Raw genomic sequence first — 26,084 nt, forward strand, 5'->3', positions numbered from 1 at the left:
AACCCGTGATTGAAAACGAAATCGGGCTATGGGGCGACCCATGGTGGCTGATTTTGATCAAAGCCATCATATTTTTTGCCCTGCCGCTCCTCATGGCCATCGTCACCGTGTGGTACGAACGTCGTCTTCTGGCGTTCATGCAGAGCCGCCTCGGCCCCAACATGGCCGGCCCCATCGGCCTTCTACAGCCGATGTCCGACGGTGTGAAGACCATCTTCAAGGAAGATTTCATGCCGAAGGGTGTGGACAAGTTCGTCTTCACGCTCGCTCCGTTTATTACCGGCACCGCCGCGTTCACGACGTGGTCGGTTCTGCCGCTGGGCGGTCGAGTCAGCATCTTCGGCCACGAAACGCAACTGCAAAACGGTGACCTTCCCGTCGCCGTACTGTTCATCCTCGCCGTGGCCGGTCTCGGCACGTACGGCTTGGTTCTGGCGGGCTGGTCCTCAACATCGCGCTACTCGCTGCTTGGCGGCCTGCGTGCTGCGGCCCAGATGATCTCCTACGAAATCTCCATGGGGTTGGCCGTTGTCGCCGTCGTCCTCGTTGCAGGAACGATGAGCACGCTGGGCATCGTCGAGGCGCAGAGCGAGACGCTCACCTTGTTCGGCTGGGAGTCCCCACTGCCTGCATGGAACTTCCTCATCCTCATGCCCGCCTTCCTGATCTTCTGCGTCACCATGTTGGCAGAGGCTAACCGCGCCCCCTTCGACATGCCCGAGTGTGAGTCCGAGCTCGTCGGTGGCTACGGCACCGACTACTCCGGCTTCCGCTTCGCAATGTTCTACCTCGGCGAGTACATGAACATGGGAACGCTGAGCGCCATCTGCGCGACGCTGTTCCTCGGCGGTTTCCACGCCCCGTGGCCGCTCAACGGAACGGCACTCGACGGTGGCTGGTGGGGCATCATGTGGTTCATCATCAAAGTGGCCATCATGCTGTTCTTCTTCATCTGGGTGCGCGCCACGGTGCCTCGCTACCGCTACGACCAGCTGATGGACGTGGGCTGGAAGACGCTGCTGCCGCTTGCCCTCGGGTTCCTCATGGTGGAGGCTATCTACCTGAAGGCTCGCCAGCTGTCCGTGCCGGACTCGTTCCTGCGCGACGATGCGACGCTTATCGGTTTGGTTATCGTCTTCCTCATCGTCGCCTACGTCGTCCTCGCGGTGCAGCGCCAGGCAACGGAGCGCAAGCTCGCCACCCCGTACCGTGTCCGCAACATCGCAGAGCTGGATCCCACGATCTTCCCACTGCCCGAACTGGACGGCAAGAAGTTCGGAGCCACCAACGGTGACTACGACACCGCGGCCCTGACCACATCCGCGCGAAAGAAGGAATTGTCATGAGTATCTTCTCCCGCTGGAGGGGAATGGCAGTGACGTTCGGAGCCATGTTCCGAGAAAAGTCGACTGTCAACTATCCAAAAAAACCTGCCGAGACAAACCCCCGTTTCCACGGCAGGCACCAACTGAACAGGTGGCCTGACGGGCTGGAGAAGTGCGTCGGATGTGAGCTGTGTGCCTGGGCCTGCCCCGCAGATGCTATCCGCGTGGAGGCAGCCGCCAACACCGATGAGGAGCGCTACTCCCCCGGTGAACGCTACGGCAAGGTTTACGAAATCAACTACCTCCGCTGCATCTTCTGCGGCATGTGCATTGAAGCCTGCCCCACCCGCGCGCTGACGATGACCAACGAGTTCGAGCTGGCCAACGTCTCCCGCGAGGCCCTCATTTACGGCAAGGACAAGCTCCTCGCCCCACTTGAGGACGGGATGGAAGAACCCCCGCACCCGCGCCGGCTTGCCGACGACGAGCGCGGCTACTTCCTCGGCCTGCCCACCTCCCCTGGTGCGGATATCGCGGTTGATCCCACGAAGGACACTGCACCGCAGTCGGCGCAAGAGGTTGCCGACGAAACTGAGGCAACCAGCATCTCGACGCAGGAGGAGGCCGCACGATGATGTCGCTTACCTACCTGGCTGCTGACGCGGCAGAAACCGCCTACGAAGGGTTCGGGCTCCTCGGCCAGATTTCCTCGTGGATCCTCGCCGCGGTCATCATCGCCGGTGCTATCGGCATGGTGATGTGCAAAGAGCTCATCCACTCCGCACTGTGCCTCCTGCTCGTCATGGTCGGCGTGGCCATCGAGTACGCCACCATGGGCGCGCCTTTCGTGTTCGTTGTGCAAATTGTTGTTTATGCAGGCGCCGTCATGGTGATGATCCTCTTTATCGTCATGATGGTGGGTGCCCGCGGTGAAGCTGCCGACGGCGAGAAAACCGCCACAGGCACCTCGCACACAGTGCTCACGGGCGTGGCCGCGATCGCGCTCCTCGCGCTCATCGGCATCGCTGTGAACATGAGCACGCTTACTGCGCCGCGGGGCATGAGCGAAGCCAACGCAGAGCACGGTGGCAACGTCGCCGGTCTCGGCGTGGAGATCTTCAACAAGTATGTTGTCGGTTTCGAGGTGCTTTCGGCGCTCCTCATTGTGGCCGCCGTGGGTGCCATGATCATGATCTTCCGCGTCCGCGCGGTCAAGCGTTCCACACAGCGCGAGCTGTCGCAGGCACGCTTCCGCGCCTACAAGGAGCGTGGCATCAACGTCGGACCACTCGCTGCGTCCGGTGTGTACGCCGATTCCAACGCGATGGATGTCCCGGCGCTCCTCCCCGATGGGTCGGAGCTCAAGACCTCTGTCAACCCCGCGTTGTACGAACGCGACGAGGTGGATCCCGCCCAGGGATTTGTCGACCAAACCAAGCGCATCTACGCGTCGCTGGATCAGCAAAGCGAAGGTGAGGAGTAAATGTCTACTGGATTTTACGTCGGGCTTTCGGCGATCCTGTTCTGCGTCGGCATCTGGGGGTTCCTCTCCCGCCGCAACGCGCTGGCATCGCTGATGTCCATTGAACTTATGCTCAACGCGGCAAACCTCGGGCTTGTCGCCTACGCGCGCCACTGGGGCGAGCTAGAAGGCCACGTGGCAGCACTGTTTGTCATCGTGGTCGCCGCGGCCGAGGTCGTGGTGGGGCTCGCCATCGTTGTGTCCATTTACCGTTCGCAGGGCACAGTGATCGTCGATGACGAACGCGTGATGAAAGGCTAGGCGCTGTGAATTACTTGTTACTTGCTCAACAGGTCGGCGCTGTGCCTGGCGAGGTCGCCGTGTCAGATTCCACCGCCATCACACTCGCCTGGCTCATCATCCTCTTGCCCCTGGCAGGAGCTACACTCCTCCTCGTCGGAGGACGGGTACTCGATGCCTTCGGCCACTGGATTGCTCTAGCCGCCAGCGTCGCGGCATTCGCGTGCGGAGTGACGCTCTTTACGGACATGCTGGCACGACCAGCAGCCGAAAGGCCACTCCACGCGCCCCTCTTCCAGTGGATGACGCTTCCCGGATTGGAAACAGACCTCACACTCCGCGTCGACCAGCTTTCCATCGTGTTTGTTCTGCTCGTCACGGGTGTCGGTTCACTCATCCACCTCTACTCGGTGGGCTACATGGCCCACGATGAAAAACGGCGGAAGTTCTTCGCCTACCTCAACTTCTTCATGGCGGCGATGCTCACCCTCGTTTTGGGCGCCAGCTACCTCATCATGTTCATCGGTTGGGAAGGCGTGGGACTCGCGTCCTACCTGCTTATCGGTTTCTGGTCGCAACGCCCCTCGGCAGCTGCGGCGGCCAACAAGGCGTTCATCATGAACCGTCTCGGCGATATCGGCATGGTGCTCGGCATCTCCACGATGTTCGCCACGATGGGAACTACAGAGTTCAACGAAGTAAACGCTCATGTAGGCAGTCTTTCCACCGGTGTTGTAACGTTCATCGGCTTCGCCCTCCTCCTCGGTGTGTGCGCAAAGTCCGCGCAGGTTCCGCTTCAGGCTTGGCTTCTCGACGCGATGGAGGGCCCGACCCCGGTGTCCGCCCTCATTCACGCCGCGACGATGGTCACTGCCGGTGTCTACCTCGTCGTTCGCGCCGGTGACATCTATCAGCACTCCGCCACAGCATCGTTGGCCGTTGTCATCATCGGCACGGTGACCCTGCTCGTCGGCGCGTGGATCGGCTGCGCGAAGGACGACATCAAGAAGGTACTCGCCGGCTCCACCATGAGCCAGATCGGTTACATGGTGCTTGCTGCGGGTATTGGCCCGGCGGGCTATGCGCTGGCCATCTTCCACTTGGTCACCCACGGCTTCTTCAAGGCCAACATGTTCCTCGGTGCCGGCTCCATCATGCACGGCATGAACGAGTCGGTGAATATGCGTGAGTTCGGCGCGCTACGCAAGGCGATGCCCTGGACGTTCATCACTTTCGCGGCGGGCTACCTCGCGATCATCGGGTTCCCCGGATTCGCCGGCTTCTACTCCAAGGACGCCATCATCGAGGTCGCATTTGAGCGTGGCTGGGTCTTCGGTCTCGCAGCGCTCATCGGCGCGGGTGTCACCGCGTTCTACATGACGCGCCTCATGATGATGACGTTTGTCGGCGAGAAGCGCTGGCGCGAGGATCAGCACCCGCACGAGTCCTCCCCCACGATGGTGGCGGCACTCGTCGTGCTCGGTATCCTCTCCGTCATCGGCGGTCTCCTCCTGGCAAACGGTATCGCCTCCTGGCTCAACCCCGCTGTGGGAGGCACTGCGGACAATGTTCCGCTGGTGCACCTCACCCCGCTGACCGGCGTGACGCTCCTCGTTGTCGCCGCTGGCGTCGCACTCGGCTGGTGGATGTTTAAGAAGCCCACCGCACGCACGAGGGAGAATCCCGGTGTTGCCACCCTCATCGGTGACAACGCGTTCTACGCAGACACCATCAATGATTGGGTTGCCGTGAAGCCCACCCACGTTCTCGCGGAAACTGCCGCTGTTGTGGATTCCGTGGGCATTACGACCGCTGTCGACGACGGTGGTCGGGGCTTCGCTGGGCTTGCTACTGCGTTTGGCAAGCTGCAAAACGGTCTCGCCCGCACCTACGGCCTCATCATGGTCATCGGTGCTGTCGTCATCGCAGCAGTCCTCCTCTTCCTGAATCAGATGGCATAGGAGCAATAAGAATGTATCTACTCACTACAGCCGCTCTGGTTCCGCTTGTTGCGGCATTGTTCATGACGTTCTTGCGATCCGGTGCCGCCCGCGTGGTCGCCTTCGTCGCAAGCCTCGTCCCGCTCGCACTGGCAATCGTTATGGTCGCGGGTTTCGACCCCGGCGCTGGGATGCAGTACACGGTAGAAATTCCGTGGATCCCGGCTCTCGGTGCCTACTACGCCCTCGGTGTAGACGGCATCGCACTGGCCATGGTCCTCCTTACAGCGATCTTGACCCCGATCGTCATCTTGTACTCCGGAACGGAGCACTACCGTGCCGATCAGATGAGAGAACATGCCTTCCTCGGCTTCGTTCTCGCCATCGAGGGGCTCTCTATCTTCGTGTTCAGCTCCACCGATGTCCTGCTGTTCTACCTCTTCTTCGAAGCAACGCTCATCCCGATGTTTTTCCTCATAGGCGGCTTCGGTGGTGAGAACAGGCGCTACGCGGCCATCAAGTTCCTCCTGTACTCGCTGGGATCAGGCCTGCTCATGCTGGCCGCCATTATCGGCGTGTACATCGTCGGCGACGGTACTTTCCTCCTGTCGGATCTCCAAGACGCAGATCTGGGTGGCACCGTCGGAATGTGGCTGTTCGCCGGCTTCATGATCGCGTTCATCGTCAAGGCCCCGATGGTCCCCTTCCACACCTGGCTACCCGACGCCGCAGAGAACACCACTCCCGGCGGTGCCGTCATGATGGTCGCCATCATGGATAAGATCGGCACCTTCGGAATGATCCGGTTCGCCATGTGCCTCTTCCCGGAGGCCACGGAGTACTTCCGCAACGTCATGATCTGGCTCGCGGTTATCTCCGTCATCTGGGGCGCGCTGGCCGCGCTTGCGCAGACCAACCTCATGCGCTTTGTGGCCTACACCTCGGTGAGTCACTTCGGCTTCATCGTCCTCGGCATGTTCGCTGTGAACGAGACCGCAGTCTCCGCTGCCTCGCTCTACATGTTCAACCACGGCCTGTCTACAGCGATGCTGTTCCTCGTCGTCGGCTACATGATCAAACGTCGCAGCACTGCAGACATTCACGCCTTCGGCGGCGTACAGAAGGTTGCTCCGCTTCTCGGTGGCTACCTCCTCATCGCCCTCCTATCCGCCGTGGCGCTGCCCGGACTGGCACCGTTCGTTTCCGAATTCGGTGTCATCGCCGGCACGTTCAATGGCGCGCCGTGGGCTGCAGGTATCGCCGCTATCGCGATGGTCCTGGCAGCGTGCTACATCATGCGCGTGTACAAGACCACGATGACCGGCGAGCCTGGCGACGAGGTGATCCGCACGATGCCCGACCTCACCCATCCTGAGCGCTGGGTCCTGGCCCCGCTCATCGTTTTGCTGATTGTCTTCGGTGTCTACCCGGGGCCACTGACTAACCTCGTCAATCCGGCATCTGTGAACACCGTCGAATACCTGAACTCCAAGGGTGTCCCACCCGTGGGCACGGTCTACGGCTGGGTCGTTGACCCGCCGGATATTCCAGATCCCGCCTTGCGAGCCGAACTTTCTAGCGAAGGAGGTGCGCTTTAATGACAGCACTCATGCCCCTTTCTGCCCACGTCTCCACGCTGGCTCAGCTGGGAAACAGGCACGGCAGCGCTGACGTAATGGAAGCGCCCGATTTGAATTACCAGATCCTCGTGCCCATGCTTGTCCTGTTTGGTGGTGCCTGCATCGCCATCCTGTTTGAGGCCATGGTCAAGGGAGCCCAGCGCTCGATTGTCCAGGTCTTCACCGTCGGACTGACGCTTCTCGCTACGCTCGGTGTTCTCGTCTACAACTTCGCGCAGGGACGCTTCGGCTCCTACGGCGCGGGGCTTCTTATGGCTGACAAGCCTGCCTATATCATGCAGATGGCGCTCATCGTGTTCACTGTGGGCTCGATGTTCTTGTTTGTCACGCACACGAGCACCTCCGCCCGCGAGGCCGGTGGCCGCAACAGCCAGCTGGAAAGCGAGATCCACGCTCTGGCTCTGTTCTCCTTATTCGGCATGGTGATGTTCGTGGCCTCCACGAACCTCCTCATGCTGTTCATCGCCCTCGAGGTTCTCTCGCTGCCCCTGTACGTGCTGTGCAGCATGGACCGCTACCGCCCCAACCGAAGCCAGGAAGCCTCCCTGAAGTATTTCCTCCTTGGCGTGGTGGCTGCGGCACTCACGCTCTACGGTATTGTCCTCACCTTTGGTGCCACGGGCAGTTTCGACTACCAGGCGATTGCACAGGCTGCTGAGAATGGCGTGGAAGCCAACTTCTTCCTTGGTTTCCTGTTCATCATCGCTGGTCTCTTCTTCAAGATCGGCGCTGTGCCGTTCCACTCGTGGGTTCCGGACGTCTACCAGGGTGCCCCTACCCCGGTGACGGCATTCATGGCGATCGCCACCAAGCTCGCCGCCTTTGGCGCGCTCGGACGACTGCTCACGCTCGCCGTTCCGATGAACGACGTGGACACGTGGAAGCTCGTCATTGCTATCGCCGCCGCCGTCTCCATGGCATACGGTGCCATTGTTGCCATCGCTCAGCGCGACGTGAAACGACTCATTGCGTACTCCTCGATCGGTCACGCGGGCTTCATCCTCGCGGCCTTCGTCGGCAGCACCGATGGAGTGTTCACCGTCGCCGGTCTGGAGATCACAGCAATGTCCGCAGCGATTGTCTACCTTCTCGCGTACGGTCTGGCAACCATCGGCGCATTCGCCGTTGTCACTCTCGTGCGGGATGAGAACGGCAAGGAAGCCACAGATTTCGATTCGTGGGCCGGTATCGGGCGAAAGCACCCGGCAATCGGTGCAGCGTTTGTCATTTACTTCCTCAGCTTTGCGGGCATCCCGCTCACCGCTGGGTTTATCGGTAAATTGTCAGCCTTCGCTGTCCCGTGGCTTGCTGGCCAGGCGTGGCTCGTCGTCGTTGCGCTGCTCCTGTCCGCAGTCGCAGCCTTCGCCTACTTCCGCTTCCTCACGGTCATGTTCTTCGACACCCCCTCGAAGAATGCGCGCATGGTTGCTCCGCAAGGAGCAGTGACGGTCATTATCGCCGTCACCGCGATTCTCACCGTCCTCATGGGCGTTCTCCCCACGTGGGTGATCTCGCTCGTCAGCGACGCAGGATCCTTCCTCGTAGGCTAAAGCAAGAAGACGGAGGGTGCCTCCCAGCTAGGCTGGGAGGCACCCTCTTTTTTTGTTCTTTACCGGCTACTCCCCCAGCTCGGCGTAGCGGGATTCTGCTACTTCCTTGGCGACGGTGAAGCACAGCCCTTGCGGGAAACCGCGCCGCGCAGCCACGCCGACAAGGCGCCGCAGATCCTTGTCGCGTTCTTTGCGTTCGGCTGGAACTGCCCTAATGGAGCGCGCCTTCTTCTCGATGAGCGCCCGCACCATGGCTTCCTCATCCTCGCGGGTGATCTGTTCCAACGCGTGAGCCCGGATGTCCGCGCTCACCCCCTTGTGCTCCAGCTCCCGGTCGAGAACTGTGACCGACTTCCCGCGGCGCGCATGTCGCACGCGCACCCATTCTTGAGCAAACAGGGCGTCGTCGACAAGCCCAGAACCCTTGAGTTCCTCAACGACTGCGGTGACCACATCACGGGGAAAATCTGCCTGGAGGAGCCGCTCGGTGAGCTCGTGTGCCGAGCGCATGCGGGAGTCCAACAGTGTGAGAGCGCGCTCACGGACTGGCTTCGCTGCAGATTCGGCGGCGGAATCGAAGAGCAACGAGGTGTCCGACTGTTCAAATTCGCTGATCGCTCGGGAAAGCAGGGCAATCTTTTCTTCTTTAGTGGGCTCGTGCGGGTTACGAACCATGTCACCATGACCTTTCACATGAAAACACACCCATCCGGGAATGGGAGGGGTGTGTCACTGAGTATTAATCCTCTGAATCGTCGAACGAGTAATCGTCTTCAATGTCCACGTTAGGTACGACGTCAACAAGGTCATCGGAGAGCTCGTCGGATTCCTCGTCCTCGACAGCGGAGTACTTCCCCACCTTGAGCTTGCGGAAGATCTTGTCCTCGATCTCGTCGGCAAGCTCCGGATTCGACTTCAGGAACTGGCGGGATTTCTCCTTGCCCTGGCCGAGCTGGTCGCCTTCGTAGGTGAACCACGAGCCGGACTTCATGACGATTCCATTTTCCACACCCAGGTCGATGATGGAGGACTCGCGGGAAATACCCTCACCAAACATGATGTCGAACTCGGCGATCTTGAACGGCGGCGACACCTTGTTCTTCACAACCTTCAGCTTCGTGCGGTTACCGATCGCGTCACCACCGTCCTTCAGCGTCTGGATGCGACGGATGTCGCAGCGTACCGACGCGTAGAACTTCAGCGCCTTACCGCCCGTGGTCGTTTCCGGCGAGCCGAACATGACACCGATCTTCTCGCGCAGCTGGTTGATAAAGATCGCCGTCGTGCCGGACTGGTACAGCGCGCCGGTCATCTTGCGGAGCGCCTGGCTCATCAGGCGGGCTTGCAGGCCGACGTGAGAATCGCCCATGTCGCCTTCGATCTCGGCTTTCGGCGTCAGAGCGGCTACCGAGTCAATGACCACGATATCGATAGCCCCGGAACGGATGAGCATATCGGCGATTTCCAGTGCTTGCTCACCAGTATCCGGCTGGGATACGAGCAACTGATCTGTGTCTACGCCAAGTTTCTTCGCGTACTCCGGGTCGAGGGCGTGCTCAGCATCGATGAACGCCGCAATTCCTCCCTCCTTCTGCGCGGAGGCAATAGCGTGGAGCGCTACCGTCGTCTTACCGGAGGATTCCGGGCCGTAAATTTCTACGATACGACCGCGTGGGAAGCCACCGATTCCAAGTGCCACATCAATAGCCGTGTTACCGGATGAGATAGCCTCGATTGGAGGATGTTTCTCCTCCCCCAGGCGCATGATCGAGCCTTTGCCAAAGTCCTTCTCAATTTTCTTCAGCGCAGCATCGAGAGCCTTTTCGCGGTCGCTGCCACTGGACTTAGTCACGGGCTTCTTGGACGTTGTCGTTTTTCGTGCCATCAGTTCCTTTTCCTTCGGTCGTCTGTACATAGAGTAGCTCTCGAGCGCTGATGGCCCGCAGAGTTTCACGCCTCATTTGAGCGCCTCTATTTCCTTAGACGGTCTCAGTCGGGCATTTGGATCCCTCGGGGGTAAAAATTTTTCCGTCAGGGTGAGTTAGCCCGCTATTCCGTATCGCTTATAAAGCAGACCCTACGCGGTCGCGGTTTCCGCCCACTACTATACCTGCACATGTGTTCGAATACCTCCCAACTACTCGCGGCGTGTCCAGAGGGCACACGACCATCAGGGATCCGTACGTGACGGACCCCACAAACGGACACCACACAATAGAGTAAGAATCCGACATCCTGCGACGATCCACTCAGATAGCTTTTCTCACGGTCATCACCCGCGCGAGAGGCAGGGAGCGGAAGCACAGCAGATCTCTACGGTAGATCCTTCGGCCCCCAGCGACGGTCGTGGGGGACTTCGAAGTCATCACACAGTTTCTCCCAGATATCCCGCACATCGGTGTCAGTGTTCAGCAGGTTAGCAGCGGTATCACCCAAGCTAGAGATCTGGTGGTGGTCGACGATGTAGTCACCGCGGGATTCACCGAATTCATGGTGGACCAGCTCGTAGAAGTGATTAAGACGCATATCGCATATAGTACAGCGGGGAGCGCACGGATTCACCGCCGCCCCTTGAGCATCCTCGCTGTATAGAGGTCACGTGACTGCTCAGGGCACAGCTAGGCAATCCTCCGACTCGGTTACCTCCATGAATGTACGTTCGGCACGCTGAGACAGATCATTTCGACCAATGCTGCCATCTACATATCTTTCCTTAGCCCACTTTCTTAAACTACTTTCAATTGCTAAAGTAATTGAACTGTGAACAATAACTCTTCTTTTGATGTACGCGACCTTGGCTATATCGCCGTCTTCGCAGCGCTCATTTCAGTTCTCGCCTTCGTTTCTGTCCCTGTCGGTGTTCTTGGCGTTCCCATCGTTCTCCAAAATACAGCCGTCATCCTCGCTGGCATGGTGCTAGGAGCCAAGCGCGGAACCCTTTCCGTAATTCTCTGGCTGGCCATTGGCCTCGTTCTCCCGGTTATCTCCGGTAAGACCCTTCTTACCGCCATCGTCGGCCCGACCATTGGTTACCTCGTCGGTTACATCGTCGCTACCGCACTTGCCGGTTTCATTGCCTACAAGGCCCCCCGTCGCCGTGGTGCCCTCATCGGCTACCTCGCCGTTGCTGGCGTTCTCGGCCTGCTCATCGAGTACGGTTTCGGAATCGTTGGCCTCGTCTTCCGCGCTGGTCTAGATTGGGGAACCGCTTTTACGTCCCAGCTCGTTTTCATCCCCACGGACCTCATCGAGGTTATCTTCTGGATCGCAATCGCCGTTGCCGTACACATGGCATTTCCCGGCCTGCGCCCCCAGAAGATCATCACCGCCTAGAATCTCCACGGTGACAAACACTCAGCCCCCTCTCGCCATCCATGGCATCCATGGGGGCTTTTCACTTTTATTCCGCCACCAGTAACGAAAGAAGAATCGGATCACACCGTGCCCACCATTGAGTTTTCAGATGTGGAAGTCCGCTACGAAAATCGCGTCGTCCTGCGCCCCCTCTCCTGTACTCTGACCGAAAATCGCATTGGCATTGTCGGCGCGAACGGATCCGGAAAATCCACCTTTTTGCGCCTCATTAATGGACTTGGCAGCCCCACGTCGGGCGCAGTGAGCGTCGATGGACTGCCTGTCGCGGATAACGGCAAGCAGGTGCGCAAAAAGGTCGGTTTCATGTTTTCCGACGCGGAAAACCAGATCATCATGCCTACGGTAAAAGAAGATATCGGCTTCTCCCTCAAGCGCTTCAAACTCCCAGCCAAACAGAGGGAACAGCGAGCCCTAGCGATGCTCGAACGCTATGGTCTTGCAACGCACGCGGATGACTCGCCGTACACACTGTCGGGCGGACAAAAACAGCTCCTGGCGCTCGCCTCCATTCTCATTATGGAACCGTCTGTCATTTTGCTCGATGAGCCAACTACCCTCCTAGACCTCCGCAATCGTGTGCGCATTAAGAAGGAGCTTTCCCGTCTAGACCAGCAGATCATTGTAGCCACACACGACCTGGCGCTTCTTGAGGGTTTCGACCGCGTTATCTACATCGCCGACGGCACGATTCGCGCCGACGGCACACCCGACAACGTCCTCCCCACGTACGTTTCGGAGATGACCGATGATCACTAAGTTCATCCCCTTAGCACTCTATATTCCCGGCACCTCCCCCATTCATCACATGACGGCAGGGTGGAAGATGATTGTCCTCCTGGCGTTCATCATCACCTCCGCTATCTATTCCCCCACGCCCTGGCATGCGCTCGGCTGGCTCATCGTGCCCATCATCGGTTACGTAATAGCGAAAATCCCCCCCACAGTCGCCGTCGGGCAGATTCTGACTCCGCTACCCATCATCGTGTTCTTTGGTGCCTTCACATGGTGGCAAAAGGGATTTCCGGCAGCGTTGACAATGGTTCTAACTTTTACCGCAGCCATCGCCGCCGCCACGCTACTCACTCTCACAACCACCATCGAGGAGCTTCTCGACGGCCTGGAACGATGGCTCGGCCCACTCTCGCGTTTCGGTGTCAACCCTGAGCTCGTCGCTCTCGCCATTTCACTCACTATCCGGCTCATTCCGCTCATCGCAATGAGCGCCGTTCAGGTGCTTCAAGCAAGAAAAGCCCGGGGAGCTGACCACTCCCTCCTCGCTTTCGGGATTCCGTTCATTGTTTCCGCTATTCGACGCTCCCAAGCTGTTGGTGACGCCCTCGTCGCCCGTGGAGTTGGGGATTAAGGTCGGGGGTAACCCGACGCTGTTTTTCTGCAAAAATTGTTGCGACGTGCTAGACGATCCCGCCCGTCCCCCTGGCATGTGAATAATACATGTTCAAACCGGCTTTCCCCCTGCCGCACGGTGAACCGCCCAGATCTTCAACAAATGTCACGCCTCCGCACTGCTGACGCAATACCCCCTAATTAGGCTATTCTTCGCGCTATTCCTCAGCAATTAGCCAAAAACACGGTCAATTCACAGGTTCCCTTTGACAATCAGCAGGTTTTTTACCAAAATTACAACTATGAAAGAGATTTGCACACGGCTTGGAGCGCTGCTCGTTGGTGTTGCGCTCACTTCGGGTGCAGTCATCGGCCCAGCGCCGACTTCTGCAGCCTCCGAGGTTGTAGTTACCACCGGCAACGCTGCTGAGTCAAAGATTATCGACTGTGCAGAAGCACCGTCCGAGCGGGACGATGGAAGCCGTAGGTCCTATCTCACGGATTCCAGTCTCATCGACTTTTTCCTTGGGCTGACAACGAATGGTTTCACGACGGATGACAACGGGTGCCGTGTACATCCCGACAAAGTCAAGCTATCCATTATCACCCCTGTGTTAGCTATTCTCGGTTTCGGGAACTGGCTAAAGAAAAAGGACATCATCTAGCGCGACCGCCTATGATCGCCCAGTAGATATAGCAGAGATATAGCAGCGAGGTTTTCGGCCTCGCTTTTTCTTTGCACTACAGTCCTCTGCGTCCCAGCCTTCTAACCTCACAAGGCTCCCGACCTCACATCCAGGGCACCGATGTGTGCCTCCCCCTCTTTCCTCCTCACCCCGAACGAGAACGCATCATTTGCTCATGCGAGATCAGCGAAGCAGGGTGACACGCATCAGCATGGAGGGACGTAAAAAGGCGCGAGACATTTCTCGCGCCTTTTTTCATCATGTACGTGGCTGGCAAGCACGCATGCAGCGCGTGCCCAACCCCGGGGAGTTAGTGTTCCTCAATGCCCTTCTTGCCCTGCGTGAGCTGTGACGCGCTGGAACTGCCGGAACCAGACTCCAATTCGCCCTGCATCTGAGCGCGGATCTCCTCCAGCCTACTGTGGCCTGCCAGCTGGTAGCCTGCGGATTCAACCTCAGCCATCCGGCTCTGCACGGAGTTCTGAGCCAGCTCGGCCTTGCCCAAGGCGTTAGCGTAGCGGCGCTCGATCTTCTCCCGCACCTGGTCTAGGTTCGGAGTGGAACCGGACGCAGTGAGGGAATTCATCGACTGGATAGACTCGGAAACCTTCTCCTGCATCTTGGCCTGCTCAAGCTGAGACAGAAGCTTCGTCCGCTCGTTGACTTTCTGCTGCAGTTGCATGGAGTTACGCTCCACGGCCTGCTTGGCCTGAGCTGCCTGCTGCAGAGCTTGATCGTGCATCGCCTTGAGGTCTTCAACCTCCTGCTCCGCAGCGACCAGCTGCGCGGCAAATGCCTCGGCTGTGTTTTCGTACTCGAGAGCTTTCTGCTCATCGCCTGCAGCACGGGCTTTGTCCGCCAGCTGCAACGCCTGTCGAGTATTTCCCTGGAGCTTCTCGATATTGCTCAGGTTGCGGTTGAGCTTCATCTCCAGCTGATGCTGGTTACCGATAACAGCAGCCGCCTGCTGAGACAGCTCCTGGTGCTGGCGCTGCGCATCCTCGATAGCCTGCTGAATCTGTACTTTCGGGTCAGCGTTCTCCTCGATCTTGGAATCGAAGAGCGCCATGAGGTACTTCCACGCTTTCACAAAGGGGTTAGCCATTGGTGAGTTTCCAGCCTTTCGTTATCCACGGCTGAGCGCTCGCTCGAGCCTGATGGGGTGTAACGGTTGATATTGTCGGTAGTTTAGTTTAGCTTGTCGCACCTTCCGTGGCAGCGAAAGGAACAAAAGAGGGGGACGTTGAGGCTAGACTCGCTCAAGCTCAGCAGTTGCGTCAGCAAGAGCCATCGTCCCTGCGGCCTCAATGAGCACGTCGGCTACAGACACGCCAAGGGCTCTACAAACGGAGGCTAGGAGCTCGGAGGATACTTCCTTGCGCCCGCGTTCAAGCTCCGACAGGTAACCGGGAGACACCCGCGCGAGATCAGCAAGCTGACGCAACGTCAGGTGATTATCAGCCCTAAACGTCCGCAGAGCTGTTCCGAGCGCCTCTCGAAGAAGCATCTCGGGTGCACGACGGTGGGCCGGAATACCTGAGGTATGGGGCACGTGCTGGCGAGCCACTGGTGCCATACCTGCTGCTATTTCTGTCTTTACGGGGGAAATTGTTGTTACCATCATTAACTTCAACGGAGAAGAAGAGTCTTTTGTTCCCTCCTTCTACCGGTCGTTTTCCTCCTTGGGAGTGTTCATGAGCTTTACCAGCTTGAGCAGTTCTTCCAGCGCCGCCTCCACAGAGGCGCGACGAATCTCGTTACGGTTTCCATCTACAACGGCCACAGGTGTCGCCTCTCCGGGCACCAGGATCCATCTGTGGCTGTGTTGTGGGTAGGCGCGAAGAGCAACAGTATATCCCTGCGGATCACATAGGCCAATCCATACTTCGCCTACTTCGTGGCCGTCTTGCTTGCTCGGTCCGGCGACCCCCGTCAGGCTCACGCCCCAATCTGCATCGAGCAGAACCCGTACTGTAGCAGCCATCTGCTCAGCACACTCCCGGGAAACTGGCCCGACGGTTTCCAGTACAGAGGCATCGACCCCCAGCAAGTCTCGCTTGACGTCGGTGGCATAGCTGACGACACCACCGCGGAGTACTGCCGACGCTCCAGGTATACCGGCGACAGTTGCAGAAGCTAAGCCTGCTGTTAGTGACTCCGCAAAGGCGACGGTTTGTCCTCCAGTAGTCAGCGTCTGGACAAGTTCCTGTGCGACGGGGGATGGCTCGGTCATAGTGTCACTTCTCCTTCAGACGTTTCGCATCAACGAGATATTGAATGCCCGTGGATACGGTCACGATAACGGCCGCGAGCATGACGATCAGGGACGGAATATCCATCCACGCTGGGAGGGGCGCAAGGTAGAGACCGACTGCGATGGCTTGGAGGGTGGTTTTAATCTTTCCCCCCTTAGATGCGGGCACTACCTGCCCCTGACGGAGTTTCACCATGCGCCAGAACGTGATGCCCAGCTCCCGCACGACGATTACTACGGTGATCCACCACGGTAGAGATCCGATGATGTTCAGAGTTACCAGCGCGGTAATCATGAGCGCTTTATCAGCGATCGGATCAGCGATCTTGCCAAAATCCGTCACAATTCCCCGAGCACGGGCAATGTCCCCATCTAGCTTGTCGGTGATCATCGCAGCGACGAAGATCGCCAGCGCCCACCACATCCATGTGGTGTCTTCGCCTCCCCCACGCAGGACCGCCCAGCCGAGGAAGGGAACGGCGATGATGCGTAACGTCGTCAGCGCATTGGGAAGGTTGACGTTTGACTGTTTCGGTGAGCCAGTCACCGTGTGCTCGGAAGAAGCCACACTACCACCTTTGACCTACGAATTTTTGGTCTTACTCAGTACACTTTATGCCATGACGTACTTTGCTGTTTTCTATACCTACATTAGCGATGCCGAACAAGTTGCGGCTGTCCGCCCCGAACACCGGGCGTTTCTTGCCGGCCTAAAGGACGAAGGCACGCTTGTAGGTTCTGGCCCCCTCGTAGGCACGGATCCCGGTGAGGCTCTCATCGTGCTCCAGTTGCCGGACAACGCTACTGTCTCCGATGCTAAAGCCGTCATGGATAACGATCCATTCCACAAAAAGGAAAAGATCGCCTCGCGCACGATCAAGGAATGGGACCCAGTTCTACGGGTGTTTTAGCCTGGCATTTCAGGCAGGAGCGCGCTGCCCCATGACCTGAACTGCACTCTTTCTGCCGGAGCTGCTCGACCCCTCTGGAGTTTCCTTTTTTTAGCTCTCAAGCCCCTTTCCTCCAGCAGGCTGGAGGAAAGGGGCTTGAGTTAGGGGCTTTCCGCTGAGGTCTCCGGCACGCGTTCGGTCACTGCTTCTGCATCTCTCCTACCGGTGTAGGTGCACTAACCGTACGGTGGGCAGGTGATGCTGGTAGCCGTTGCGCTCCAGAGTCTCCGAACGCTTTAGTCGCTCGAGTTTGTCTTGTCAGCTGCGGTTGCGACGTCTCCACTGGAACCCTCATCATCCGGTGTATGCGAGGCAGGATTCCAATCTGGGGCGACGGCACCTTGTGCCTCGTCGCGTTTTGTCTTGATCACTGAGGCAATGGCAGTAATGGCAAGCACACCGACGATGACGAACAGCGAGGTAATGTTGCCAATTTCCGGTACGGATACTCCCTCGCCACCGTTGATGAACGGGAGTTTATTCTCATGCAGCGCATGGAGAACGAGTTTGATGCCGATGAAGGCCAGGATTGTAGCCAAACCGTAAGGGAGGTAGACCAACCGCTCCAACAAGCCGTCGAGAAGGAAGAACATCTGCCGCAAGCCCATCAGTGCGAAAGCATTCGTGGCGAACACGATGTACGGCTCCTGCGTCAGGCCGAAAATGGCGGGGATGGAGTCGAAGGCAAACATGAGGTCAATAAAGCCGATGGAGATGAGCGCCAGCATTAAGGGAGTGACCATCTTCTTGCCATTTTCCACGGTGAACAGGTGATCGCCATGGAAATGAGAAGAAACAGGAATCACCTTGCGGGCGGTCTTGACCACGAACATGTCATCGATATTCGTGTCTTCTTCGCCCTTGACCTCATCAACGACAAGCTTTACAGCCGTGTAGAGCAGGAACGCACCAAAGATGTAGAACACCCAGCTCCACGCGTTGATGGCAGCGGCACCGAGTAAAATAAAGATGAGGCGCATGGCCAGGGCTAGCGCAATGCCGATGAGCAGCACCTTCTGCTGGTATGCGCGCGGAATCTTAAAGGAGCCGATGATCAACGCGAAAATAAACAGGTTGTCGATCGACAGAGACAACTCGGTGATGTAACCGTTGAAAAATTCGAGCGCATGCTCGTGCGTCCAGATAAACCACAAGAAGATGGTAAATAAGCCGGCGAGGCTCATGTAAAACGCCATCCAGCCACCGGCCTCTTTCATTGAGGGCTCGTGTGGGCTTTTGACGTGGGAATAGAAATCGAACGCGATGAACCCTAGTAGCACCACGATCGTGATAATCCACGTAACTAGGTTTACTTCCATGATATTTACTTAGACCTCCGGCTAATATGTCCTTAAACCTTGAGGTCTTACCCACCACTATCGTGGCCGACGTGCCCGGATGTACCACTGGTTTGCGGCACACCGTGATGACGTTCACGCCGTTGCGGGTTACTCCCCTCGTCACAACTGCTTCGACTTTAGCTGAACTTCCCTCTGTGCGCTAACGGGGTGCTTTTTCGGTCAGGGTTCCTCCACCACTTATGCCCGTTCCAGACGGGCCAGCCCTTCATGCCTCTCACTGCCCCACCATCGACTACACAGACCGCTGTGCGTCGCGACAACGCCACGTCCGTACCAATTGTGTGTGACGGATCGCTCCAGTTTTCTTTGCGCTGAAATTGAGGAGTTCAGAGGCGGAGAGAAGTAAAGCCGGACGTGTATGATCCTGTTTCCCCATGCATCCGCATCCCCCCACAGAGGACTCCGGCGAGCAGGTGACAACCACTAGACGTACGCAGCCGGCCATCCTGCATGGGATGGCCGGCTGCACCGAGGCGCAGCGAAAGGTACTGGGCGCGAGTACGTCGGTGCTCGACGAGTTTAGAAGGTGCCTTCCGTTGGACGGGCAACCTCTACCTTTGTCGTTGTGGCACCCTGCGAGTTATCGATGACTTCTCCCTCGATAACATCATCGTCCACTTCCTTCGGGGCAGTTGCAGGGTCCGCACCCTTCACCAGCCAAATGACAGTCTCGAGTTCCTCCGGTTTAACCAGCACATCGCGCGCCTTGCTCCCCACAGAAGGCCCAACAATTTCCCTCGATTCCATGAGATCCATGAGCCGACCAGCCTTAGCAAAGCCGATACGCATCTTTCGCTGGAGCATTGAGGTGGAACCGAGCTGCGATGTCACAACAAGATTGATGGCCTCAATGAGGTCATCCATGTCCTTGCCGATTTCTTCATCGATGGCCTTCTTTTCCGGTTCCTTTTCTTCCGTCACGCCTTCGGCGTACTCCGGCTCCGCCTGCTGCTTGGCAGCATCAACGACGGCCTGGATTTCCTCATCGGTGACAAACGCACCCTGGATACGCCGGGGTCGCCCGGCACCCTGTGGGATAAAGAGACCATCGCCCATGCCGATGAGCTTCTCTGCGCCACCCTGATCGAGGATAACGCGGGAGTCCGTCAGGGAGCTAGTAGCAAATGCGAGACGCGAAGGAACGTTTGTCTTGATCAGACCTGTGACGACATCCACAGAGGGACGCTGGGTGGCCAACACCAAGTGGATACCTGCGGCACGCGCCTTCTGGGTGATGCGCACGATCGAGTCCTCGATCTCCTTCGGAGCGGTCATCATCAGATCCGCGAGCTCGTCGACGACACATACGATCGACGGGTATGGACGGTACTCGCGTTCAGAGCCGGCAGGGGCCTGAATCTCACCGCTCAGCACCTTCCTGTTGTAATCCTTGATATGGCGCACGCGGGCAGACTTCATGTCCAGGTAGCGCTGTTCCATCTCCTCCACGAGCCACTGCAAAGCCGCAGATGCTTTCTTCGGCTGCGTAATAATCGGTGTGATGAGGTGAGGAATTCCCTCGTAGGGGGTTAGCTCCACCATCTTCGGGTCCACGAGAATGAGACGCACCTGATCCGGCGTAGCCCGGGTGAGAATGGATACAAGAAGGGAGTTCACGAACGCCGATTTACCGGAACCTGTTGAACCGGCAACGAGCAGGTGAGGCATCTTCTGGATGGAGTGGCTGACAAAGTTGCCCTCAATGTCCTTGCCCAATCCGATGAGGAGCGGATCGTCACTACTATGCACCTTGGGTGCGTTGAGGACGTCGGAAAGCCGAACCATCTCACGGTCACTGTTGGGAACCTCGATGCCCACGGCTGACTTGCCGGGAATCGGGGCAAGGAGACGCACGTTGTCCGTGGCCACCGCGTAGGCGAGATCTGCCTGCAAGTTCGTAATCTTGGACACCTTGACACCGGGTGACAGCTCTACTTCATAGCGGGTCACTGTTGGGCCGCGTGAAAAGCCGGTGACCTGGGCACCGACCTTAAACTCACGGAATACCTCGTCAATGGCATCAATAATCCGGTCATTGGCTGCCGAGTGCTCCTTGGGAGGCTGCCCGGGGATGAGCAACGATGTCGAAGGAACTCGGTAGTCCGAGTGCGTCGAAGCAGTGTCCATCGCGGGCGCAGCATCCTCGTCCGTATCCTCAGAGACATCTGCGGAAGTACCCGTAGCAGAACCAGCAGTGACCGGTTCCATTGCTTTCTGTGCCGCTGGGGTCGCTGGTCCCGCCGAACGGTTGGGAGCCGTCGTCGGTTGCGGATGCCTGTTTGCGCCCGTGACCGCACCGGCGGATTCGCTGTCGACCTCCGGCGCAGTGAGCGCCTGGCTGTCAAGGACTCGAGTTGTGCCTGCGTCGAGCACGTCTTGCGTGGGCGAAACGGCAGGCATCGCAGCTGTCTCCGGCTTATACAGGTCCTCCGTTGCTCGACGACCGACCTTTCCCGCAGCATCCACGCCCCGCCGGATCAAACCGCGGGCACCTTCCTTGGCACCGTGCTCGGCCCCGTAGGCGGCACCTGCTGCACCAGCGACCGCACTCGCTGCGGAGCCGACGACGCCCGCAGCAGCACCTGCCGCGCCGGCGACACCACCAAATCCGGTGCCTGTGCGACCAGAGCGACGAGACTTCGCACCACGGCGATCGTTTGCCGCCCGACGGCGGTTGCCAGTCAGTTCAGTTTCTGCCCCCTCGGCGTAAGACGATTCATCGTCGTAGGCCGCGCCTCCATCACGTCTCCCCCATGCCAATCGATGCGACCGTGCCCGACGCGGGGCAGGACGCTGGCTGCGTGGCCGGTCTTCGGCTATCGCATCGATATCGGCCTCCGCCCCACTGTACGGGTCGTCCAGAGGCTCATTGACTTCTTCGAAGCTACCGAATCCGAGGTACGCGATCAGTTCACTGACGAAGTCCTTCACCGTTGTACCGGTTGCCACGACCGCACCATAGATCACAGCAAGAATAAGCAGAGGAATGGCTATGTAGCGCGAAAACCCGATGGCCAGTGGCTGGCCGATAACGAGACCAATCGCCCCGCCGGCATCGATCCGACCTGGCCAGTCGGATGGGAGACCGGCAAAAATGTGCAGCATCGCAAGAACGCAGGCGACAATGATCGAACCACCAATGGCAATATCTTTTCGACGTGCCGGTTCGACGGATTTCCCGGTGAACAGAACCCATGCCATGACCACCAGGCAGATAGGCAGGATCCAGGAGGCCGAGCCGATGACGGATCCGACCCCCATAGAAATCCACTGTCCTACTGGACCTGCGATGTCGAACCACACTGCAGCAGCGAGAACAACGGCAAGGCCGATGCACACTAGTGCGATGCCATCCGAGTGTGCCGAGGGTTCGTCACGGCGCCAGCGTGCCGGTTGCGTGCGGTCCTCCTGGGACGTCGGCTCAGGCTGGCGATTTCTGCTGCGCCGACGGCGGGTAGAGCTCCCGGCCTCGTCGGCGGGTTCATCGTCGTTTTGTTGGTTTGCCACGTCGTCGGCCTCGATAGCGAAGTCGTCCTCCTCGTTCCAAAAGTCGTCGTCAAGCTCTTCCGGGTTCGGCTTAGGGCTCGTCAGGGACCGCCATAGCGCGCCTGAGCCACGCGCGACGGCACCAAACATCGTGCTTACCCCCTTGGCCGTCGCTCGGGTAGCGCTCCCTGTGCGCTCCCCCGCAGTGTCTGCAGCGCGAAACGCCGAGGAGCGGGGATGCGTGCGGGAATCCCCGGCCTGTCGACGGGAGGACGGGCCGGTAGCTGCCTTCTTTCTACGGCTTGCAGAGGAGTTACGCACAGTCATGTAAGTAACAATAACCCCTTTTGCACCATTTTCCACACAAGCAACGCCGAGATGGCAATTTTCCGGATGATTCCGGCCCCTGAGCGGCTAGGAGTTAAGGAGGAATGCCACCGCCTTAGGCTGCGGAGTGGCACCGAACTTTATCGTGAGGTAACAAGACTGCGGTACACGTGACGGCCGAATGCCCACATAAAGATCTCCCCGACCGGTCCGCTCACACGCAGGACCTCGTCGCCCTTTTCCGCGACACCGTGCTTGTCCACAGCAACAAATCGGGGGAATCCCGTAGGTTCCAAAATTACAGGGACCGTGTGACTGCGAAGAAGGCCTTTACTGAGCACCTTGAGCGAACCGTATAGCTCCTTTTCTTCCCACTCGTTGAGGATGCGCGGCCCCTCCCAGTCTGGCTGGGCGCGCAGAACATCTTCATGGTGAATGAAGTGTTCTGCGGTGTTCACACCCGCCGGCATTGGGATCCGCGGCCCCTTTGCCCACTGTTTCACCACTGTTTCATAACCGTGCCCTGCGACCTCATCCGAGACTTTCTTCAGATGGTCTTCGAGGAAAGGAACGAACATTCCTGCAGCCGCGTCAAGTCGGTTCTCACGAACCCATAGATGGACGGCCAGATCACGGGTTTTCCACCCCTCGCACAGGGTAGGCGCGTCGGGGCCTACCTCGAGGAAGGTTTCTGCTAGACGACGCCGTTCAACCTCAGCAAACTTCATGCCAAAATTCTACCTTTCTCTCGAATGCACTGCAGAGAAGCTTATGAGACCAAAAGCATCGGTGTGTCGAAGGATGGGTGTCATCGCGGAGACGCGTCGAGACCCACTCCCCCCGGCCCCAATGGATCCTCCCCTCTGGTGCGCACCCTTCTACTTCGTGACACTAGTCCACTTCCAACCGTTTACTATTCGCCTTTTATGTTTCGCACCGGAAGGCATTCGCCACTGCGTTGTCTGGTGTTACCAGCACATCCACCATTTCGTCATGCGGACCCCACAGATAGTTCACGAGGGAAACCTCATAGTGCAGCGCACACACTCAGCCCCGGCGGGGTAGACAACAAAAATCGCCCGCTACAGATGTAGCGGGCGAAGAGGGGAAGGCAGGAACCCTCACCCTCTGACGGGGCCCCTATTATCGGGATTCGACGGTCTGGGCGACATCCTCGTCGTCGGGGCCGTCATTCGGGCTAGCCATCTGGACAACCGTCGGAACGATCATCGGGCTACGCTGCCACTTCTTCTCCGTGTACTTGCGGATCCGGCGGCGCAGCTGCTGCACCATACGGTACGTATCGTTTTCGCCCTCTCCTGCGAGGTCGAGCATGATATTTTCTGCAAGTTCTGCAATCTCCGGCATCATAGACTTCGCGTCCTCGGAGAAGCCACGGGCCTGAACGGTGGGGCGCTCCAGCAGGCGACCCGAGCGGTTATCGATGACGGCGGTAAGAGCGATGAGGCCGCTCTCGCCAAGCTCGGTGCGGTCGGCGAGAACATGCTCTCCAACGTCACCCATGGTGGTGCCGTCGACGTAGAGATGGCCGATCGGAATCTGGCCAACCACCTGTGCGCGTCCGTCGACAAGATCGACAACAACGCCGTTTTGTGCAAGCACGACCCGCTCCGGATCAACGCCGGTGGAGATGGCGAGTTCCTTGTTCGCGCGGAGGTGTCGCCATTCGCCGTGGACCGGCATTGCGTTCACCGGGCGTGCTGCGTTGTAAATGAACAGCAATTCGCCGGCGTAGCCGTGGCCAGAGGTGTGAACCTTCGCATCACGGGACGTCACCACGGTGGCGCCGATCTGTGCCAGCATGTTGATAACGCCGAAGACCGCTTCCTCATTGCCTGGGACGAGGGACGAGCTGAGGATGATGAGATCGCCGTCGCGGACCGTAATCTGGCGGTGCTCACGGCGCGCCATACGGGACAGGGCGGCCATCGGCTCACCCTGGGTGCCCGTCGTGATGAGCATGATCTTGTGGGGTGCCATCTTGGCAGCCTCATCCATCGTGACAAAAGTGCCACGCGGTGCCTGCAGGTAGCCCAGTTTCTGGGCAATGTCCATGTTGCGAATCATGGAGCGACCGTTGAAGGCAACCTTGCGGCCGGCGGCGACTGCCGCATCCACAGCAGCCTGTACGCGGTACACGTTGGACGCGAAGGAGGCGAGAATGACCCTCTGTTTTGCCCCCATCACCAGCCGTTTGATCGTCGGGGCAACGTCCGCTTCAGAGCCGGAGATGCCCGGCGTGGTGGCGTTCGTCGAATCGCACATGAGGAGATCGATGCCCTCATCGCCGTAGCGGGAGATGGCGGGCAGATCGGTGGGACGCCCATCCGGAGGCGTCTGATCCAGTTTGATATCGCCCGTGTGCAGAATCGTGCCTGCACCCGTCTTGAGCACAATGCCCAAGCAGTCCGGGATCGAGTGGCCGACGTTGAAGAAGCGAATGTTAAACGGTCCGCGATCAACCTCAGAAAGCTCGTTAACTTCGATCAGCTTCGGACGCTGGCGGTGCTCCTGGCACTTAGCCGAGATGAGGGCACACGTGAACTTCGATGCCAGGATGGGCAGATCCGGCCGGTGGCGCAGGAGATAAGGGATCGCCCCAATGTGATCCTCGTGGCCGTGCGTGATAACGAGCGCTTCGACCTGATCGAGACGATCCTCGATGTAGGAGAAATCAGGCAGGATCAGATCGACACCCGGCTCGACGGAACTGGGGAACAAAACGCCACAGTCGACGAGCAGGATCCGGTTCTTGTACTCGAACACGGTCATGTTGCGGCCGATCTCAGAAATGCCACCAAGAGCGACAATCCGCAGGCCATTCTTCGGAGCCTTCGGGGGTTCAGGCAGGCGCTGCGTCAGATCCGCGCCCTGCATGGAATGGACAACGTTGCGCCCATGCCGGTTGGAGCGGTCGGAACGACCGCCACGTCCGCCCTTTTTGGCGGAGCCGTTGGTGCCAGAATTCTTGTTATTTGTGGAATTGTTGTTGTTCGTATTCTTCTGGTTCGCAGACTGAGCAGCCTTACCGTTTCCACGGTTTTTTGTAGTGGTGGCACGACGACTGCTACTGCGCTTTTTAGGAGCCGACGTGGAGTCGACGTTCGAAGGCGCGTCTGCGGAGCCAGTCTTACGCTCCGCGCGACGCCTCCGGTTGCGAGGTTCGGTCATATTTAAAGGAATCCACCCTTTTCTAGTTCCAAGCGGAGCTCCTCCACCTGCTGCGGCTGCAAAGCAACCTGTGGCAGGCGGGGATCCCCCGCTTCAATGCCCTGCAACTGCAGAGCTGCCTTACTTAGGCTGACACCGCCAAGTTTTCCTTGAGCGGCATACAGCGGTGCTAACGTGGCGTTAATTTCCCGTGCACGGGCGAGGTCGCCGGCCTCGAAGCTCGTTTTCAGTTCTCGGAGGAGCTGCGGTGCAATATGGCCAATGACGGAGATGAAGCCCGTTGCCCCCACGGCCAACCATGGGAGATTGAGTGCATCATCGCCGGAATAGTACTCCAGACCTGTGTCCGGAATGAGCGAGGCGGCAGACGCAAGATCGCCCTTCGCTTCCTTCATCCCCTTGATATGGGGGTGCGCGGCCAATGCCCGAATAGTATCCGGCTTAATGGGGATACCAGAGCGACCCGGAATATCATACAGGATGACCGGCAGTTCTGTCGCATCGGCTACGGCCGTGAAGTGCTGGATGAGCCCCTCCTGGCTCGGCTTGGAGTAGTACGGGGTAACCACAAGCAGCCCGTCGGCACCCGCATCGGCGGATCGTTTAGCCAGGTCAATAGATGAGCGAGTGTTATTCGTACCCGCGCCGGCGACGATCGTTGCCCGATCCCCCACCTCGTCTTTTACCGCACGGATAAGGGCTACCTTTTCCTCTGCCGTTGTCGTGGGGGACTCACCCGTTGTGCCGTTGAGGATGAGCGCATCGCATCCGCCATCGACCAGCCTGGCGGAAAGTTCCCGGGCCACCTTTTCATTCAACTCGCCGTCCGCTGTAAACGGGGTGACCATGGCCACGCCGACTGTTCCGAATGTATTGCTCATCAGCACTCCTT

General features: G+C 58.7%; 24 protein-coding genes. 12 read left to right on the forward strand and 12 right to left on the reverse strand.

The features are described from left to right. The first annotated feature begins 5 nt into the window (after positions 1-5). Genes nuoH through nuoN form a run of 7 tightly spaced genes read left to right on the forward strand, consistent with a single transcriptional unit; the run spans position 6 to position 8,217 of the window. Entirely contained in the window at positions 6-1,346 is a 1,341-nt protein-coding gene (nuoH, locus tag CGLUCO_RS07475; protein ID WP_005389736.1) for an NADH-quinone oxidoreductase subunit NuoH, read from the forward strand. Next, a complete protein-coding gene (gene nuoI, locus CGLUCO_RS07480) occupies positions 1,343-1,960 on the forward strand; it encodes an NADH-quinone oxidoreductase subunit NuoI (protein WP_040428815.1) in 618 nt (205 codons plus the stop codon). The genes nuoH and nuoI overlap by 4 nt, the downstream gene beginning before the upstream one ends. Continuing rightward, entirely contained in the window at positions 1,957-2,808 is an 852-nt protein-coding gene (locus CGLUCO_RS07485; RefSeq protein WP_084036239.1) for an NADH-quinone oxidoreductase subunit J, read from the forward strand. The genes nuoI and CGLUCO_RS07485 overlap by 4 nt, the downstream gene beginning before the upstream one ends. Continuing rightward, positions 2,809-3,108: an NADH-quinone oxidoreductase subunit NuoK gene (gene nuoK / locus CGLUCO_RS07490; RefSeq protein ID WP_005389731.1), complete on the forward strand. Its 300-nt coding sequence runs from the start codon at positions 2,809-2,811 to the stop codon at positions 3,106-3,108. A 5-nt stretch (positions 3,109-3,113) separates the two neighbouring features. Then, positions 3,114-5,048 carry an NADH-quinone oxidoreductase subunit L gene (gene nuoL, locus CGLUCO_RS07495; protein ID WP_084036240.1) on the forward strand — a complete coding sequence of 645 codons (1,935 nt, stop codon included), beginning with the start codon at positions 3,114-3,116 and terminating at the stop codon, positions 5,046-5,048. Positions 5,049-5,059: 11 nt separating this feature from the next. Then, entirely contained in the window at positions 5,060-6,625 is a 1,566-nt protein-coding gene (locus CGLUCO_RS07500; protein WP_005394195.1) for an NADH-quinone oxidoreductase subunit M, read from the forward strand. Continuing rightward, positions 6,625-8,217: an NADH-quinone oxidoreductase subunit NuoN gene (nuoN, locus tag CGLUCO_RS07505; protein ID WP_005389726.1), complete on the forward strand. Its 1,593-nt coding sequence runs from the start codon at positions 6,625-6,627 to the stop codon at positions 8,215-8,217. Before CGLUCO_RS07500 ends, nuoN begins: the two co-directional genes overlap by 1 nt. Before the next feature lie 66 nt (positions 8,218-8,283). On the opposite strand, the gene CGLUCO_RS07510 is transcribed toward nuoN, so the two are convergent. The 3 genes from CGLUCO_RS07510 to CGLUCO_RS07520 form a co-directional block, all read right to left on the reverse strand. Next, complete coding sequence (locus tag CGLUCO_RS07510) at positions 8,284-8,892, reverse strand: regulatory protein RecX (RefSeq protein WP_084036241.1); 609 nt, start codon at positions 8,890-8,892, stop codon at positions 8,284-8,286. 64 nt (positions 8,893-8,956) lie between these two features. Beyond that, positions 8,957-10,102 (reverse strand): recombinase RecA, encoded by a 1,146-nt coding sequence (gene recA / locus CGLUCO_RS07515; protein ID WP_034989027.1) that lies wholly within the window; start codon positions 10,100-10,102, stop codon positions 8,957-8,959. Between the two features lie 428 nt (positions 10,103-10,530). Beyond that, positions 10,531-10,743, reverse strand: coding sequence for a DUF3046 domain-containing protein (locus CGLUCO_RS07520; RefSeq protein WP_005389719.1), 213 nt, complete (start codon positions 10,741-10,743; stop codon positions 10,531-10,533). Between the two features lie 234 nt (positions 10,744-10,977). Between CGLUCO_RS07520 and CGLUCO_RS07525 the strand changes: the two genes are divergently transcribed. The 4 genes from CGLUCO_RS07525 to CGLUCO_RS07540 all read left to right on the forward strand — a co-directional run bounded on the left by CGLUCO_RS07525 (position 10,978) and on the right by CGLUCO_RS07540 (position 13,601). Continuing rightward, positions 10,978-11,550, forward strand: coding sequence for a biotin transporter BioY (locus tag CGLUCO_RS07525; RefSeq protein WP_005389718.1), 573 nt, complete (start codon positions 10,978-10,980; stop codon positions 11,548-11,550). A 108-nt stretch (positions 11,551-11,658) separates the two neighbouring features. Then, entirely contained in the window at positions 11,659-12,348 is a 690-nt protein-coding gene (locus CGLUCO_RS07530) for an energy-coupling factor ABC transporter ATP-binding protein (RefSeq protein WP_005389716.1), read from the forward strand. Continuing rightward, positions 12,338-12,955 (forward strand): energy-coupling factor transporter transmembrane component T family protein, encoded by a 618-nt coding sequence (locus CGLUCO_RS07535; RefSeq protein ID WP_005389715.1) that lies wholly within the window; start codon positions 12,338-12,340, stop codon positions 12,953-12,955. Before CGLUCO_RS07530 ends, CGLUCO_RS07535 begins: the two co-directional genes overlap by 11 nt. Positions 12,956-13,238: 283 nt before the next feature. Then, a complete protein-coding gene (locus CGLUCO_RS07540) occupies positions 13,239-13,601 on the forward strand; it encodes a hypothetical protein (RefSeq protein ID WP_005389713.1) in 363 nt (120 codons plus the stop codon). Positions 13,602-13,932: 331 nt separating this feature from the next. Here CGLUCO_RS07540 and CGLUCO_RS07545 read toward each other — a convergent pair whose 3' ends face one another. The 4 genes from CGLUCO_RS07545 to pgsA all read right to left on the reverse strand — a co-directional run bounded on the left by CGLUCO_RS07545 (position 13,933) and on the right by pgsA (position 16,444). Continuing rightward, positions 13,933-14,727, reverse strand: coding sequence for a PspA/IM30 family protein (locus CGLUCO_RS07545; protein WP_005389711.1), 795 nt, complete (start codon positions 14,725-14,727; stop codon positions 13,933-13,935). Positions 14,728-14,871: 144 nt separating this feature from the next. Further along, positions 14,872-15,198, reverse strand: a complete 327-nt coding sequence (locus CGLUCO_RS07550) for a helix-turn-helix domain-containing protein (RefSeq protein ID WP_050762612.1) — start codon at positions 15,196-15,198, stop codon at positions 14,872-14,874. An 87-nt stretch (positions 15,199-15,285) separates the two neighbouring features. Beyond that, positions 15,286-15,855 carry a CinA family protein gene (locus CGLUCO_RS07555; RefSeq protein ID WP_084036242.1) on the reverse strand — a complete coding sequence of 190 codons (570 nt, stop codon included), beginning with the start codon at positions 15,853-15,855 and terminating at the stop codon, positions 15,286-15,288. Between the two features lie 4 nt (positions 15,856-15,859). Continuing rightward, entirely contained in the window at positions 15,860-16,444 is a 585-nt protein-coding gene (pgsA, locus tag CGLUCO_RS07560) for a CDP-diacylglycerol--glycerol-3-phosphate 3-phosphatidyltransferase (protein WP_084036243.1), read from the reverse strand. A 52-nt stretch (positions 16,445-16,496) separates the two neighbouring features. Between pgsA and CGLUCO_RS07565 the strand changes: the two genes are divergently transcribed. Next, positions 16,497-16,787, forward strand: a complete 291-nt coding sequence (locus tag CGLUCO_RS07565) for a YciI family protein (RefSeq protein WP_034989071.1) — start codon at positions 16,497-16,499, stop codon at positions 16,785-16,787. A gap of 275 nt (positions 16,788-17,062) precedes the next feature. On the opposite strand, the gene CGLUCO_RS07570 is transcribed toward CGLUCO_RS07565, so the two are convergent. From CGLUCO_RS07570 to dapA, 5 genes are all read right to left on the reverse strand, one after another. Continuing rightward, complete coding sequence (locus CGLUCO_RS07570) at positions 17,063-18,145, reverse strand: TerC family protein (RefSeq protein ID WP_005389703.1); 1,083 nt, start codon at positions 18,143-18,145, stop codon at positions 17,063-17,065. 561 nt (positions 18,146-18,706) lie between these two features. Next, complete coding sequence (locus CGLUCO_RS07575) at positions 18,707-21,823, reverse strand: FtsK/SpoIIIE family DNA translocase (protein WP_005394208.1); 3,117 nt, start codon at positions 21,821-21,823, stop codon at positions 18,707-18,709. A gap of 317 nt (positions 21,824-22,140) precedes the next feature. After that, on the reverse strand, positions 22,141-22,728 hold the full coding sequence (locus CGLUCO_RS07580) for a TIGR03085 family metal-binding protein (RefSeq protein WP_005389701.1): 588 nt from the start codon (positions 22,726-22,728) through the stop codon (positions 22,141-22,143). A gap of 415 nt (positions 22,729-23,143) precedes the next feature. Then, a complete protein-coding gene (locus tag CGLUCO_RS07585; protein ID WP_005389700.1) occupies positions 23,144-24,898 on the reverse strand; it encodes a ribonuclease J in 1,755 nt (584 codons plus the stop codon). A gap of 296 nt (positions 24,899-25,194) precedes the next feature. Beyond that, a complete protein-coding gene (gene dapA, locus CGLUCO_RS07590) occupies positions 25,195-26,073 on the reverse strand; it encodes a 4-hydroxy-tetrahydrodipicolinate synthase (protein ID WP_005389696.1) in 879 nt (292 codons plus the stop codon). Between the last annotated feature and the right edge of the window lie 11 nt (positions 26,074-26,084).

The organism is Corynebacterium glucuronolyticum DSM 44120 (assembly GCF_030440595.1).
Classification (GTDB): Bacteria; Actinomycetota; Actinomycetes; order Mycobacteriales; family Mycobacteriaceae; genus Corynebacterium; species Corynebacterium glucuronolyticum.